Source organism: Vibrio hippocampi (assembly GCF_921292975.1).
GTDB classification, from domain to species: domain Bacteria; phylum Pseudomonadota; class Gammaproteobacteria; order Enterobacterales; family Vibrionaceae; genus Vibrio; species Vibrio hippocampi.
Window position 1 is genome coordinate 1,588,481 of the sequence record NZ_CAKLCM010000002.1, and the last position, 14,618, is coordinate 1,603,098.

The 14,618-nt window shown below is 46.2% G+C and carries 11 protein-coding genes; 5 read left to right on the top strand and 6 right to left on the bottom strand.

Going from position 1 to position 14,618, the window contains the following annotated elements; all coding sequences use genetic code 11:
• Positions 1 to 107 precede the first annotated feature (107 nt).
• From L9Q39_RS09455 to fabB, 3 genes are all read right to left on the bottom strand, one after another.
• Positions 108 to 1,121, bottom strand: coding sequence for an aspartate-semialdehyde dehydrogenase (locus tag L9Q39_RS09455; RefSeq protein WP_237484837.1), 1,014 nt, complete (start codon positions 1,119 to 1,121; stop codon positions 108 to 110).
• A complete protein-coding gene (locus L9Q39_RS09460; RefSeq protein WP_237484838.1) occupies positions 1,105 to 2,250 on the bottom strand; it encodes a 4-phosphoerythronate dehydrogenase in 1,146 nt (381 codons plus the stop codon). Before L9Q39_RS09460 ends, L9Q39_RS09455 begins: the two co-directional genes overlap by 17 nt.
• 278 nt (positions 2,251 to 2,528) lie before the next feature.
• Positions 2,529 to 3,740: a beta-ketoacyl-ACP synthase I gene (fabB, locus tag L9Q39_RS09465; RefSeq protein WP_237484839.1), complete on the bottom strand. Its 1,212-nt coding sequence runs from the start codon at positions 3,738 to 3,740 to the stop codon at positions 2,529 to 2,531.
• 165 nt (positions 3,741 to 3,905) lie between these two features.
• On the opposite strand from fabB, the gene mnmC reads away from it, so the two are divergent.
• Entirely contained in the window at positions 3,906 to 5,912 is a 2,007-nt protein-coding gene (gene mnmC / locus L9Q39_RS09470; protein WP_237485547.1) for a bifunctional tRNA (5-methylaminomethyl-2-thiouridine)(34)-methyltransferase MnmC2/FAD-dependent 5-carboxymethylaminomethyl-2-thiouridine(34) oxidoreductase MnmC1, read from the top strand.
• 156 nt (positions 5,913 to 6,068) lie between these two features.
• Positions 6,069 to 7,109: an ABC transporter substrate-binding protein gene (locus L9Q39_RS09475; RefSeq protein ID WP_237484840.1), complete on the top strand. Its 1,041-nt coding sequence runs from the start codon at positions 6,069 to 6,071 to the stop codon at positions 7,107 to 7,109.
• A gap of 104 nt (positions 7,110 to 7,213) precedes the next feature.
• On the opposite strand, the gene L9Q39_RS09480 is transcribed toward L9Q39_RS09475, so the two are convergent.
• Positions 7,214 to 8,086 (bottom strand): Tim44 domain-containing protein, encoded by an 873-nt coding sequence (locus tag L9Q39_RS09480; protein WP_237484841.1) that lies wholly within the window; start codon positions 8,084 to 8,086, stop codon positions 7,214 to 7,216.
• A gap of 271 nt (positions 8,087 to 8,357) precedes the next feature.
• Between L9Q39_RS09480 and L9Q39_RS09485 the strand changes: the two genes are divergently transcribed.
• From L9Q39_RS09485 to L9Q39_RS09495, 3 genes are all read left to right on the top strand, one after another.
• Positions 8,358 to 8,948, top strand: coding sequence for a TetR/AcrR family transcriptional regulator (locus tag L9Q39_RS09485; protein ID WP_237484842.1), 591 nt, complete (start codon positions 8,358 to 8,360; stop codon positions 8,946 to 8,948).
• A gap of 15 nt (positions 8,949 to 8,963) precedes the next feature.
• Complete coding sequence (locus tag L9Q39_RS09490; RefSeq protein ID WP_237484843.1) at positions 8,964 to 10,838, top strand: MFS transporter; 1,875 nt, start codon at positions 8,964 to 8,966, stop codon at positions 10,836 to 10,838.
• Between the two features lie 150 nt (positions 10,839 to 10,988).
• Positions 10,989 to 11,921: a YeiH family protein gene (locus tag L9Q39_RS09495; RefSeq protein ID WP_237484844.1), complete on the top strand. Its 933-nt coding sequence runs from the start codon at positions 10,989 to 10,991 to the stop codon at positions 11,919 to 11,921.
• Between the two features lie 215 nt (positions 11,922 to 12,136).
• On the opposite strand, the gene menE is transcribed toward L9Q39_RS09495, so the two are convergent.
• Positions 12,137 to 13,624, bottom strand: a complete 1,488-nt coding sequence (menE, locus tag L9Q39_RS09500; protein WP_237484845.1) for an o-succinylbenzoate--CoA ligase — start codon at positions 13,622 to 13,624, stop codon at positions 12,137 to 12,139.
• Positions 13,624 to 14,613, bottom strand: coding sequence for an o-succinylbenzoate synthase (gene menC / locus L9Q39_RS09505; RefSeq protein WP_237484846.1), 990 nt, complete (start codon positions 14,611 to 14,613; stop codon positions 13,624 to 13,626). The genes menE and menC overlap by 1 nt, the downstream gene beginning before the upstream one ends.
• Positions 14,614 to 14,618: the final 5 nt, after the last annotated feature.

The following is a 14,618-nucleotide window of genomic DNA, read 5'->3' on the forward strand; positions in this document are numbered from 1 at the left end:
AAAAAAAAGTGAATCTTGAATAAATATTCCGTATCAATCTCACATTAGTTCTAAAAACAAAGACCTCCCGATAGACAGGAGGTCAAGAATTTGATTACTAGAACGGCTTAAAAGTAGTCGCGAATCAATACTTCAGCAATCTGAACCGCATTGGTCGCCGCGCCTTTACGAACGTTGTCAGCCACAACCCAAAGGTTGATACCACTATGATGGCTAATATCATTACGAATACGACCAACCATAACATGGTCTTTACCACCAGCATCACGCACTTGCGTCGGCATATCTTGACCGTGGAATACCTCGATACCTTCCGCTTGCTCAAGCAATTGCACCACTTCTTCGGCATCAATCGGAGCGCGAGTCTCAAGGTGGACGGCTTCTGCATGACCATAAAATACTGGGACGCGAACACAAGTCGGATTAACGGTAATCGTCTGGTCGTTGAAGATTTTCTGAGTTTCCCAGACCATCTTCATCTCTTCTTTGGTATAGCCGTTATCCATAAACTGATCAATTTGAGGGATACAGTTGAAGGCGATCTGCTGTGAGAACGCTTTTTGTTCGACAGGCTTGCCATTAAGCAGCATAGCCGTTTGACCCGCAAGTTCATCAACGCCCGACTTTCCCGCACCCGAAACCGATTGATAGGTAGACACATTAATACGCTCAAGACCCACGGCATCGTGAATCGGCTTTAGTGCGACTAACATTTGAATCGTGGAACAATTTGGGTTAGCGATGATGTTGCGATTACGGAACTCGGCAATCGCTTCTGGATTGACTTCAGGTACGACCAAAGGAATATCAAAGTCGTAACGGAAGTGTGACGAGTTATCAATAACAACCACACCTTCATCAGCAGCAATCGGCGCCCATTTCGCAGACTGTTCACCACCGGCAGAAAACAGGGCGATATGCACCTGAGACCAGTCAAACTCTTCAACATTCTGTACCTTGATGGTCTTACCGTTGACTCGATAGGTTTTGCCTGCGCTACGCTCGCTCGCCAACAGATAAATGTCTCCAATTGGAAACTCACGCTCTTGCAGTACTTCGACCATGGCTTCACCCACAGCACCTGTTGCACCAAATACAGCAATATTAAATTGTTGGCTCATTGATTACCTCGATTTGAAATCCTAATTTAGCTAGGGCAGTTAACGGTTCGCTGGCTGCTCCTTTTACTCGAATAGCACCATATTCTCGTCTATCCCAGTAGTGTTTACGCATATTGTCGAAACCATTGTCTGATTCTATGTTACGACGGAAGATTGCGTCATCTTTACGTACATCATAAACCAGTTGAGTGAGGTTATGTAGCACAGCCTCATCCCAATCTCGTTCTAGTGATACTTCAGGGATAGGCGCGATAGGAAGCAATGCATCAGGGTTCGCCTGTTTATCGCTGCCTATAAATTGACTAAAAGAGTTAAAGATCATGGTGGTTCCACGAGCCTTACCCTCAAGACCATAGCCTGCAATATGCGGTGTTGCAAAAGCCAGTAACGGCAGCAGCTCCATGTCCACTTGCGGCTCATACTCAAACACATCAAGTACCGCAGTAAAACCATCTTGCATTTGCAAACGCTGCTTTAGAGCTTGGTTATCAACGACGGGACCACGAGCCGCATTGATCAAAATCTGATCGCTGCGTAAGCCTTCAAGCACATCTGCGCTGATCAGGTGGTGTGTTGGATAATCGCCGCTTTTAGTGATAGGCGTATGAGTCGTAATGACATCCGCCTGCTTAAGCAGTTGGTCTAACGGCGTAAACGCTCTGGTGTCACCTTGCTGCTGTTTGGGTGGATCATTGATCAGCACCTTGATGCCAATACCTTGCAAACACTGCTGTAGATAACTGCCAACCTGACCCGCGCCGATAATACCCACTGTTTTATCGAAGATAGAGAAGCCTTGCTGCTGAGCCAACACCATCATGCAAGAGATCACATACTCTGCCACGCCCACTTTGTTACAACCGGGTGCAGCGGTAAAGAAAATACCCTTACTTTGCAGCAACGCTTGATCGACATGGTCCATGCCTGCGGTTGCCGTGCCGACAAATTTTAAGCGATTTGCTTTGGATAACAGAGACTCGTTAACTTTAGTAATGGAGCGAATCATCATCGCATCGACATCAATCAGATCGTCAGCGGTCAGTTCTCGACCCGGTTTGGCCACCACTTCACCAAACTGCTCAAAAAGTTCGATGGCATAAGGCATCGCTTCATCAACGACTATCTTCATTGCTTTCCTATAGATGTTATCCCTGAATAGAGGGGGAATTTTGCAAGATCTCTCTCACACTGTCGAGTGCAAATATGAAATAAGCGCTATCAGCAGGGTCTGTCGGCTATTTGTGGTATGACATTGCGGTATAGCAGAAACAAAAATGCCCAACCAATAGATGGTTGGGCAAATTCCAGAACAAAAGGATTTTAACCCGCTCTCTGTGAGCTAAAATTTGCGTCTGTCGACCAAATTAATGGTCAGCTCTGGAAATCATTGCGGTCTTCGATGAACGACTACTCTGCGTACTTCTTGATAACCAGCGTCGCATTCGTGCCACCAAAACCAAAGCTGTTCGACATAACAGTGTTCAGCGACTGCTCTCTTGTTTCTGTTACAATATCAAGACCTTGAGCCGCTTCATCAAGCTCATCAACGTTAATGCTTGGCGCGATAAAGCTATGATGAAGCATTAATGTGGAATAAATCGCTTCATGCACACCTGCCGCGCCAAGTGCATGTCCGGTCATCGCTTTCGTTGCTGAAATTGCAGGGCTATTGCCACCAAACACTTCTTGAATCGCACCGAGTTCTTTAACATCACCAACTGGTGTTGAGGTACCGTGCGTATTCACGTAGTCAATCGATTCAACGTCTTGCATTGCCATCTTCATACAGCGCACAGCACCTTCGCCCGATGGCGCGACCATGTCGTAACCATCTGAAGTTGCACCGTAACCGACAATTTCACCGTAGATCTTCGCGCCACGAGCAAGGGCATGTTCAAGCTCTTCAACCACGACCATACCGCCGCCGCCAGAGATAACAAAACCATCACGATTCGCATCATAGGTGCGAGAGGCTTTATCTGGTGTTTCATTGTACTTAGTTGAAAGTGCGCCCATCGCATCAAACATCATGGTTTGGGTGTAATCTAGCTCTTCACCACCACCCGCAAATACGATGTCTTGCTTGCCCAGTTGGATAAGCTCCATGGCATGACCGATACAGTGAGCTGAGGTCGCACAAGCCGAACTCATGGTGTAGTTCACACCGCGGATTTTAAACGGCGTTGCAAGACAGGCAGAAACCGTCGAAGACATCGTACGTGGCACCATATAAGGTCCAACACGTTTCACGCCTTTTTCTCTTAGAATATCGATCGCTAGCGTTTGGTTTAACGCAGATGCGCCGCCAGAACCTGCAACAATACCTGTGCGGTCATTAGACACCTGATCGTCAGTTAACCCTGAGTCAGCGATTGCTTGCTCCATTGACAGATAAGCGTATGCCGCAGCATCGCCCATAAAACGCATTTTCTTTCTGTCGATATGTTCAGCGGGTTTGATTTTCAGATCGCCCCATACCTGAGAGCGTAGCCCCATTTCCTTAAACTGCTCTGAGGCGTTAATACCTGAACGGCCTGCTTTAAGAGACGCTAAAACTTCTTCTGTGTTGTTACCGATACTCGAAACAATACCCATCCCGGTAATTACGACTCGTTTCATGTGACATTCCTATAAATTCTAAAACATCAGGATAATACCCAAGATACAGGATAAAAGTGGTCAGCTTTCCCATAAATTCGTACAATCCCTGCCAATAACTGTAACCAAGACCGCAAAAATGCCTACGCTTGTTTGTTGGGTATACGCAAAAAAAGTTTCAATATGATGACGACTATTTCAAACGCACAACTCGAGTGGAACGACTCAGGCACACCCGTCTCCGACCAATTTGATGATGTTTATTTCTCTAACAGCAACGGTTTAGAAGAGACCCGGTATGTGTTCCTACAGCAAAACCAACTTCCGCAACGTTGGCAGGATTTCTCTCAACGCCGCTTTGTCATCGCCGAAACAGGTTTTGGAACCGGTCTTAACTTCCTTGCCGCTTGGCACTGGTTTGAGCAATTTAGACAACAAAATCCCGATGCACCACTCACCCAACTGCACTTTATCAGTTTCGAGAAATATCCACTTTCCATCAAAGATCTCGAAAAAGCACATCAAGCTTGGCCTGAATTAGCCCACTACGCACAGCAACTTCAGCAGCATTATCCTATAGCTGTGCCAGATTGTCATCGTATTGTACTGGCAGACGGCATGATTACTCTGGATCTTTGGTTTGGTGATATCAAAGATTGTATGCCTTCCTTACCCAATCCAAGCTCCGGAGTAGTCGATGCATGGTTCCTCGATGGTTTTGCTCCGAGCAAAAACCCAGAGATGTGGAATCAAACCTTGTTCGACAATATGGCAAAATTGGCGAAACAAGATTGTACCTGCGCAACCTTTACTGCGGCGGGCTTTGTTCGTCGAGGGCTGATAGAAGCCGGCTTTAATATGAAAAAGGTCAAAGGCTTTGGCACTAAACGGGAGATGATCGCGGGCAAGCTTGAAAACAAACTCGAACAGACCAATCACTCTCCTCTTTTCCCTCTGCCTAGCGCAAGTTCAACTCAAAATATCGCGATTATCGGGGGTGGCATTGCCAGCGCAAGTCTCGTTACCGCTTTTGCTCGCCGTGGTATTCAAACCACTTTGTTTTGCAAGGACCCCGAGCTTGCCTCTGGCGCTTCAGGCAACCGACAAGGTGCTGTTTATCCGCTACTTAACGGTGATCACTCTGGTGTTGCTCGAGTTTTCGCTCCGGCATTTTTATATGCCAGACAGTTTGTAGAACAAGCAGCCCGCCACTCTACATTCGACCATCAATGGTGTGGTGTGACTCAACTAATGTGGGATGACAAGGCTAAGGTAAAACTCAATAAAATGCTGACTGCGGGTCTGCCACAACAGTTGGTCACAAAATTAGATCAACAGCAAACCTCTCAACAAATTGGTCTGCATTCACCTCACGAAAGCGTGCACTACGCTCTCGGGGGCTGGCTCTCACCTAACCAGTTGACGAAAGCATTGATTAACAAGCTCGTGGATGAAGCATTCGTCCAGCGACACTTAAATCGTCAGGTGACAGACGTTAAGCGAGTCGATGACCAGTGGCAATTACAATGGCAGGTAGACGACCAGTTACAATCAGCCACTTTTGATACTGTTATCCTTGCCAACGGACATGAATTTAATCAGCTTGAGATTAGCCAAGATCTTCATCTCACCAGTGTCAAAGGTCAAGTCAGCCATATTCCAACGACCCCTGACCTGCAACAACTCAAATCTGTATTGTGTTACGACGGCTATATGACGCCCCACAGCCCTGAGACTCAAACTCACTGTATTGGTGCTAGCTATGATCGCATCAATATCGACACTGAATTTGATCACCAAGCTCAACAGGATAATGGTGATAAACTGAGGCAGTGTATGCCAGATGTGGAGTGGCCGAAGCAAGTTGACACCAGCGACTTAAAATCAAGGCAAGGTATTCGCTGTGTCAGTCGCGACCATTTGCCGTTCGTCGGTTCACTGTGTGATAAAGCTGAGTTGGAAAAGCGCTATCAAAATGGCGTCAATCCGGTAGAGCAACTGCCCTATCATCAAAATCTCTACTGCTTTTTAGGTTTAGGTTCACGAGGACTGAGTTCTGCTCCCTTGCTATCCGAACTATTGGTATCCCAAATCTGTGGGGACCCATTGCCACTGTCAAACGATTTGTTACGTGCACTGCACCCAGCGCGAACCTGGGCGAAAAAAGTCGCCAAACAAAAACCTCTCGATTAGCCAGTCATGGTATCAACCGGCAAACAAAGTATGTCCAGCGGGCAACCTGTTTGCCGACAATCAATAAAAAATTATCGCAACTCAATAAGCTGGCCAGTTTTTACTCGACTTTGATAGTGACCAATCCCATACTCCAAATGATGATGGAGAATAATAATGATTCGTTCAGCTTTAGTCAGTTTTGTTTTATTTTTTATTAGCTTCAGTGCTCACGCGACCGAGACGCGGGTACTTTTTGTTAATCCAGGTTTTGCTAATGAAAGCTTTTGGAGCGACGTTGATCGCTATGCTCATGCTGTCGCCGACCGTCTTAACTTATCGTTAGAGGTTATCCATGGAAATCGCGACACTGATCTCATGCGGCAAAAACTGTTACTTCGTATCAATAGTGGCGAACAACCTGACTTTGTTGTTCTGGTAAACGAAGAAAATTCGGGGGCGATGCTGCTTGACGTACTCGGACAATCCGATGCTTTTGTCACCTTTGCATTAAATGATTTAACCGCGACACAAAGACAAAAGCTGCGAGAAGATTCCAATTGGCAACAACGACTATTGCCCGGCGTCATTCCCAACAACTTTAGTATTGGTTATCTCACTGCCCAAGCCTTATACCAGCAAGGTCAAAAAGAGAGTGGGCATTTTGTTCTCTTCTCTGGCGATAACTCAACACCAGCATCCATAGATAGAGAAGCTGGCGCTAACTCTTTTATCTCTCGGCATCCTGATATTACATTAACCCAACGCGTCTATGCTCATTGGGACCAAAACACCGCCTACCAAAAAGCCAAACAGCTCCTTAAACAGTATCCCGATATTCGCTATATCTGGACAGCGAATGATCATATGGCGTTCGGCGTTCAGCAAGCGCTGACTGAGGCAAACCGGGTTATCGGCGAAGATGTTTTTCTGAGTACCGTCAACACGTCACAGCAAGTGTTAACCCAACTTAAACAGAAACAACTGAGTGTATTAGGGGGAGGACATTTCATTGCGGTCGGCTTAACTCTGGTCAAGATCCATCAATATCTAACTGAAGACCTTTGGCCACCTCGCACCAAGTTTAGCCTTTTTGAGCTTATTACTTACCCATCTCCGCTTTTTAACCAGTTATCTCAAAAGTCGTGGGATAAGATCCCTTTTGAGCAGATAGATTTAAACTCGCGCCATATTGATGCATTTAACCTATCGCCATAATGCTGTTCGATGGTTGGCGGTATCGTCCTATCGCTTGAACCACTAGAAAAAAAAAGAGCCACTCAATCAATGAGTGGCTCACAGGAACATTAAGTTGTTTTCGCTTAGCCTTGAATACCAACGATCAACCAAGGCGCGTTATCTTGGGTGAGATCTCGTTCCAAGTGCCAAACATCTTCAATGTCTTCTTCGATGTTTTCGACAGCATCACGATAGCGACCTGAGAATTGTAAACTCAATTGCGCCTTGTTCGCATCGTAATCTGCGCGAACAATTTCAGCATCGACAAACATAACGTCTGTATGCTGTTCTCCCGATAGCTTGGCGCGTTCTGATACCAAATCCGCAAGAAGGCTTTCAGAGACATACTCTTCGATGGTGTGCAATTCATTATGATTCCATGCACCTTGAAGAATACGGTAGTGTTCACGAGCACCGTTAATAAATGCTTGTTGGTCAAAGCCCGGAGGAAAGTTATGTGGCACATCGCTGTGACCTTTTGCTCCAAAACCGCCGCTATTTGCTTGTTGTGGTTGCTCAAAACTCTGGAAGTTGTGTTGATTTTGTTCGAACTGATTGCGCGGATTATTGCCTCCAAATGCAGGCTCTCGGCTCATGCTCGCTTGTTTTGCACCGAGCATACCTCGCATCAATCGGAAAATAACAAAAGCAATCAAACCAAGGATAAGAATATCCATAAAGTTGATGCCTTCAAATGCACCACCAAAGAAAGCCGCAAGTAGACCACCCGCTAATAGGCCGCCAAGTAAACCACCCATGAGACCTTTTTTGCTGGAACCCGCTTTATTTTGATCCTGACGGACCGTATTGGTGTTTTGTTTTTGTTGCTTTGGTGCTGGCGCTGTTTTGAAGCTTTTACCAAAGGACTTACCGCCACCGAATTTTTTGGCTTCTGCAACAGGGTTCATTGCAAAAACAACAAAAAGGACAGCGACAAAAGAGAACAGACGTTTCATTCTAAACCTTTATGTATGATATTTAATCATTGTAATGTGATGCCCTAGCTCAAATTGATCTAGGACAAGTTGCATCATAGCCAAAGCATAGCAATATGGGAATGCTTTACAGGCACCACATGTATCTAAATGTTACAACCAACCTCTGCCATGTCTTGACTTGTGACCCAAATCGTAACGAAACATTTTATCTTGCGATTGTCTCGGTTGACGCTCTGTATGCCCAGCCCTAGAATATTAACTCCGCTAGATAACCGATGTATACGTCACCATGGCTCGCAGAAACGATCACACAAGAGAACAATTGGTCAGCTTGACGCTGGATACCGTTAAAGAGTACCTACAGCACAACACATACCATTCTCTTAGTTTGAGAAAGATTGCCAACATGATTGGTTATGTTCCCAGCACGTTGGTTAATGTCTTTGGCAGTTACAACCTACTTCTGCTTCACGCGGTTGCCCAAACGGTCGATGAACTGTCACGAGTCGCACAACAAGCGACCAGTCAAGCCAGCGATCCCAAACAAGCCCTCTATCTTCTTGCTACTTGTTATCATGAGTTTGCCCAACAGCAACCCAATCGTTGGCAACTGCTGTTTGAGCATAATATGGACGGAGAAAATCTACCAGAATGGCAATCACAGCGTATCGATAATATGTTGAAATTGTTAGAAGATTTGCTCTCTCAAATTCAACCTGATAAAAACAAGCAGCAAGTAGTCACCGCCAGTCGTGTTTTATGGGCAGGCGTACATGGCATCACCCTTTTAAGTGTTGACGATAAGTTCTTCAGCGCCGAGCCTATTGATGGCGACACTTTAATCGAGAATCTCATCACCAATTACCTCGAGAGTTGGTAACCACAAGGACAGGGAATGACTCAGTCGACATCCGCGAAATTGCTTACAACACGACGTTTTTTACCCTATTTTGTCACTCAGTTCTTCGGTGCCTTTAACGACAATATATTTAAAAACGTATTGTTACTTTTTGTCGCCTTTGCGGGACCTCAAGTGCTACCTTTTTCCAGCAACCTGTTTATTAATCTCGCCGCTGGGTTATTTATCTTACCGTTTTTTCTGTTTTCCGCGACAGCAGGTGTGTTAGCAGACCGCTATGAAAAATCCCAATTTATTCGCAAAGTAAAGCTCGCTGAAATAATGATTATGATTTTGGGTGCCATTGGCTTTATTACGCAAAGTTACGCTATTTTACTCATCTTACTGTTCCTGATGGGTACACAATCTGCGTTTTTTGGACCGGTGAAATACGCTTTACTTCCACAGCAACTGAAACCCAAAGAATTACTGGCAGGTAACGCGCTAGTGGAAACGGGCACCTTTTTAGCGATTTTACTGGGCACCCTTGGTGCCGGCATCATTGCTTCTGTCGACAATGCCCACTATGTTGCAGCAGCAAGCGTATTAGTGTGTGCGGTTTTAGGCTATCTCTCCAGTCGTCAAATTCCCAAAGCACCAGCATCCAATCCGACATTAGAGGTACGTTGGCGTCCGATTTCACAAACTCGAGAAACGCTGAAAATCGCTCATCAGGACAAAATCATCCTGCAAAGTATCATGGCGATAAGTTGGTTTTGGTTTCTAGGTGCCAGTTATCTAACTCAATTCCCTAATTTCACCAAGATCCATCTGATGGGCAATGAGGCGGCGGTGTCCATTTTACTTGCGTTGTTCTCTGTCGGTATCGCACTGGGCTCACTACTCTGCACTAAATTGTCTAAAGACCGTATCGACATCGGCATTGTACCCATCGGCTCGGTCGGTATCTCACTGTTCGGCTATTTAATGGCCAGCAGCATTCCAAGCGATTTACCTCAATTTACCCACTTTATCGACTTTGTCAGCTATTCAGACCTTTGGCCTACTTTCGGCTATTTATTGGCCTTAGGAGCGAGCGGCGGGCTATTTATTGTTCCCTTGTATGCACTGATGCAAAAACAGGCCAAAGAGGGAGAGCGCGCTCGAGTCATTGCGGCACTGAATATCTATAACTCACTGTTTATGGTTGGTAGCGCCGTGATGGGTATCATTGTCTTAACTGTATTAGAGCTCTCCATCGTCCAGTTATTTATCACTCTATCGCTGCTGAACTTACTGATGGCTATCAATCTCATTCTACAAGCTCCGATCTTTGCCGTTCGGTTTCTGGTCTGGGTAATGACAACCTTATGCTATCGAGTCACACATAAGAATTTACACCATTTGCCGGAAAACGGGGGAGCCTTGTTGGTCTGCAATCATGTCAGTTATATGGATGCTCTTATCCTCAGTGCCGCCAGCCCAAGATTGATCCGTTTTGTTATGGAAGAAGATTACGCCAATTATCCGCCCGTTCGACGCTTTCTGAAACGCACGGGGATCATTCCTATTTCCGCCCAACGCAAGGGCTCTATAATACGCGCCTTTAGTGACATCGAACAGGCACTCAAGCAGGGTGATATCGTCTGTATCTTCCCAGAAGGTCGACTGACGCCTGACGGCGAAGTGCAACCCTTTATGCGAGGGATAGACCTTATCCTTAAGCGCTCCCCTGTACCGGTCATCCCTTTGGCAATCAAAGGGTTATGGGGAAGTTATTATAGTCGCCATAAAGGTCGCGCTTGCCAAGGACTGCCAAGCCGCTTTAGAGCAAAGCTTGAAGTGGAAGCCGGCGAACCGACAGCTCCAAAGTTTGCCAATAGCCAATCTATGTTTGAAAAAGTGGTCGAGTTGAGAGGGACTTATCGATAACACACGCAACTCAGTAGTAACCTCAACCCACTGCGTTAAATAAAACTAAACGCCAGTTAAGAAAGATAAGCTTTTTAATGAACGTATTAACGTAATACAATGTACATCTTGCGAGGCAATGTACCCTCGCGGTTTCGTTTAAGGTCATCCATGCTTACTCATCTTCGCCGCTATCCATTTTTTGTTCTTGCCGCTCTTGCTTGTTTAACACCTTGGGTCTCCTCCCCTATGGCGTTAGTTTTTGGTTTTTTGCTCACCACTTTTGGTCTGGTACCGACCGAATTGCCCATTGCTAAATTAACTAAAAAACTCTTGGCTTATTCTATTGTCGGCTTGGGTTTTGGTATTCAATTAGATCAAGCGCTCAAGGCGACCAGTGACGGAATTGGAATTATCGTTGCCACCATTTTGGGTACATTGATCATTGGCTGGTTTTTAGCAAAACGTATGGGGCTGGACAAACAGACGGGCTACCTGATTGCCTCTGGTACGGCTATCTGTGGCGGCAGCGCGATTGCGGCCGTTGCTCCTGCCATCAATGCCGACGACGAAAAGATCGCGATTTCATTAGCAACAGTGTTTGTGCTTAACTCTATCGCACTGTTTGTTTTCCCGGTTATTGGTCATGCGTTGCAACTCGATCAACATACCTTTGGCACTTGGGCGGCAATCGCGATACATGATACCTCTTCGGTTGTGGGTGCAGCCTCCGCATATGGTGAACAAGCACTAACCACTGCAACGACGCTTAAATTGGCCCGTGCATTGTGGATTATTCCTGTTGCCTTTGTGAGTGCGCTGATTTTCCGCAGTGGACAGCGTAAAATCGCAATCCCTTACTTCATTTTATTTTATTGCATCGCTATCTTGATGAGTGATGCTCTGCCTCAATTTGAAGTGGTTTATCAATCTATCTTCGCTGTAGCCAAACAACTTTTGGTGGTTTGTCTATTTTTGATCGGTTCAAGCATCTCTGTTGGGAAGTTAAAGAAAGCCGGCAGCAAGCCTTTGGTCTTTGGGGTAACGATGTGGGTGATTATCTCGACGGTTTCTCTGAGCTGGATACTGTTTGCTTGTTACTAAGTTTGTTTGCTCTCAAGCGATAGCAAAGCAAAAAAGTCAAACCAAAGGCACTTAATTCAGCTAGGGCGCGCACTAAGCCATGACTTAATAGCGCTACTATCACTTGTGCAACAATTGCTATCCCTAGTATCCAATTCATTGTTCACGCCCATCCTTATGATTTGTTCCTCATTATGATGGGCACAATACAATTTGATAAATTCTCTTTTGGACTATCAAATAACTACATAATTTGACTGTTCACGGGCAAGCCAGCGTTTCACTTCTGCACGAGAAACCTTGATTCCTTGAGACAAAAGCGCCTCGGGTATCAGCCAATAGGCGATGGGATGTTTGTACTTAACCAGGTGTGGAGCAAGTCTTTGATTCATGCTAACAACATCCGGTACCGTCTGACTTTGAATCACTGCGATTGGGCGAGCGCCAAATTCCTCATCGGCAACCGGAACAACAATGCTTTGAGTGATATCGGCAAAACGATTCAATACCGCCTCGATCTCTTCACAATGGATATTTTCTCCCCCCGAGATAAAAAGGTTGTCAGCTCGTCCGGTCACTAGCAACTCCTGCTGTTCATTCCAACAGCCAAGATCCTTGGTATCAAACCATAACTCGCCGTCAGCCAGTAACGGTATCAATTGTCCTTGTTTGATATAGCCACAAGCGAGTGTGTCTCCAGCAACATAAATACGCTGGTCGTCAATTTTCAGCTGGCGATAGGCAATCACCGTCCCAGAAGAGATATCACGACCGATCTGCTTGACCGTTACCGTCGATGCCATTTCCGTCAGTCCATAACCCATCCAAGTGTCGATACCTTGCTGTTTGCATGCATACAACAAGGGTTTGGGGATTTGACTGCCGCCCAGTAACACGGTTTTTAGTCGAGTTTTCCATTGTCCATCTAACACCCGCTTGAGCTGTGTTGAAACTAAAGAGGCATGCGTCACCTCGGCAATATCTTGCTGAAAATCGCCGCTAGGTAAACGTAACACTGCGCCAGAGTAGAGCCATCGCCAAACGATCGCCAATCCAGAAACATGGAACAAAGGCAAGCTTAACAACCAACTGTCAGCGTGGTTAAATTTTATCTGTTCAAGGATCCCAGCCGCAGAAGCGAGGTGAGACCGCACGGAATGTGCGACAGCTTTCGGCGAACCCGTCGAGCCGGAGGTAAAGATTATCGAGGCAATTTGTTCTTGTTGAAGATGACCGAGTCTCTCTTGAGCGTCTTCTGTTGATAAAACATCACTGATTGACGCAGCCATACTTGGTGGCGGGACCGGATTGATTAGCGCAACATCACTCGCAATCTTTATCCACTGAATAGACCGGCAAGACAAGGCGGTGACTTCTGCCTGAACATCTCGTTCCGAAGTCAGATCCCAAACATAGGCTGTCGCCTCGCGTCGATACAAGATGTTGAGTTTGTCCACCAATAGCGTCGCTGGTTGAGGTGCGATCAAGGCGGGCTTTGCCCCGAGAGAGAGTATCGCGAGGTAAGCAAACAGCAATTGCGGGCTATTTTTACCAATCAGACAAACCACCTGTTGCTTTTGAACGCCTTGGCTTATCGCTGTTTGTCTATAAATATTGAGTGTGGTCTGTAGTTGTCCCCAACTGATGCTATCGCTGCCCCATTGGAGCGCGATAGCATGATGGCAGCGGGACGCCATGCTCAAGAAGTGTGTTGATGCTACCACTATTTAGAGCACCAATAGACCTCTTGGTCTTTCAGTAATTGCAATGGCAATTTACTGCCCGGCCAAGCCACCTCTAACTGTTCGGAAAACAGTTGTAAAGTATCCAGCCCCGGCACTTCATCGGGCACTTGCCACTGAGAAAAGCGCGCCAGTTGACTTAAACCAATGCTACTTTCGAGACTGGAGCTGATAACAACATGAATCGCCTGCTGTTGTGCATCTTTGATGATCTGCATACAGCGCTCAAGTGAACCTATCAACGTCGGCTTAATAATCAATGCTTTCACGCCAGTAAGTTGCTTGACCGAAAATTCAGGACTATCAATATTGGCCTGCAACGTTTCATCCCAAGCGATGGCAATACCCGTATCGATAGCAAAAGTGACGCTATGACCCGGTGACGCACACGGTTCTTCGATAAAGGAGATCCGTTGGCGCAAAGAGGGAGCGACATACTTGGCGAATTCTTTTGCCTTAGCAAGATCCCAAGCGCGGTTGGCATCTAAGCGCAACTCAAGATCTGGGATGGACTCTAGAAATAAACTGACCAACATACCGTCGCGAATTGCTTCATGCAGACCCACTTTGATCTTGGCGACTTTTTTACCGGGCATACGACTTAGGGCTGGCAACACTTCATCGGGGTCGCCTGTGCATAGCGGCGCTGCTCGATAGTTGCCTTCGGTAGGCAAGCGACCATCCAATTCCATCAATGCCGCTGATAACCCAAATGCCACCGACGGATAGCATTGCTGCAAATCTAAATCGCGACCATGGCTCCAAAGCTCTAATTGCGCTTGAGCCTCGATACCCGCTTGCTCCACGGTCTCATGACTGAAACCCGGTAGCGGCGCAATTTCACCCAGCGCTGTTTGACCATCTTGTTGCAGTTCCACTATCCAACCATGGCGTGTTGTTAGCTTCTGCTCTCTAAGAATCACACCGCTATCCATTGGCAGACGATAACGATAGAGTGTTGCTTGTCTCATGTTTA

Bases quoted from the DNA above. Each gene is read 5' to 3' on its own strand.
- L9Q39_RS09455 (WP_237484837.1), bottom strand. From the start codon at position 1,121: ATGAGCCAACAATTTAATATTGCTGTATTTGGTGCAACAGGTGCTGTG.
- L9Q39_RS09460 (WP_237484838.1), bottom strand. From the start codon at position 2,250: ATGAAGATAGTCGTTGATGAAGCGATGCCTTATGCCATCGAACTTTTT.
- fabB (WP_237484839.1), bottom strand. From the start codon at position 3,740: ATGAAACGAGTCGTAATTACCGGGATGGGTATTGTTTCGAGTATCGGT.
- mnmC (WP_237485547.1), top strand. From the start codon at position 3,906: ATGACGACTATTTCAAACGCACAACTCGAGTGGAACGACTCAGGCACA.
- L9Q39_RS09475 (WP_237484840.1), top strand. From the start codon at position 6,069: ATGATTCGTTCAGCTTTAGTCAGTTTTGTTTTATTTTTTATTAGCTTC.
- L9Q39_RS09480 (WP_237484841.1), bottom strand. From the start codon at position 8,086: ATGAAACGTCTGTTCTCTTTTGTCGCTGTCCTTTTTGTTGTTTTTGCA.
- L9Q39_RS09485 (WP_237484842.1), top strand. From the start codon at position 8,358: ATGGCTCGCAGAAACGATCACACAAGAGAACAATTGGTCAGCTTGACG.
- L9Q39_RS09490 (WP_237484843.1), top strand. From the start codon at position 8,964: ATGACTCAGTCGACATCCGCGAAATTGCTTACAACACGACGTTTTTTA.
- L9Q39_RS09495 (WP_237484844.1), top strand. From the start codon at position 10,989: ATGCTTACTCATCTTCGCCGCTATCCATTTTTTGTTCTTGCCGCTCTT.
- menC (WP_237484846.1), bottom strand. From the start codon at position 14,613: ATGAGACAAGCAACACTCTATCGTTATCGTCTGCCAATGGATAGCGGT.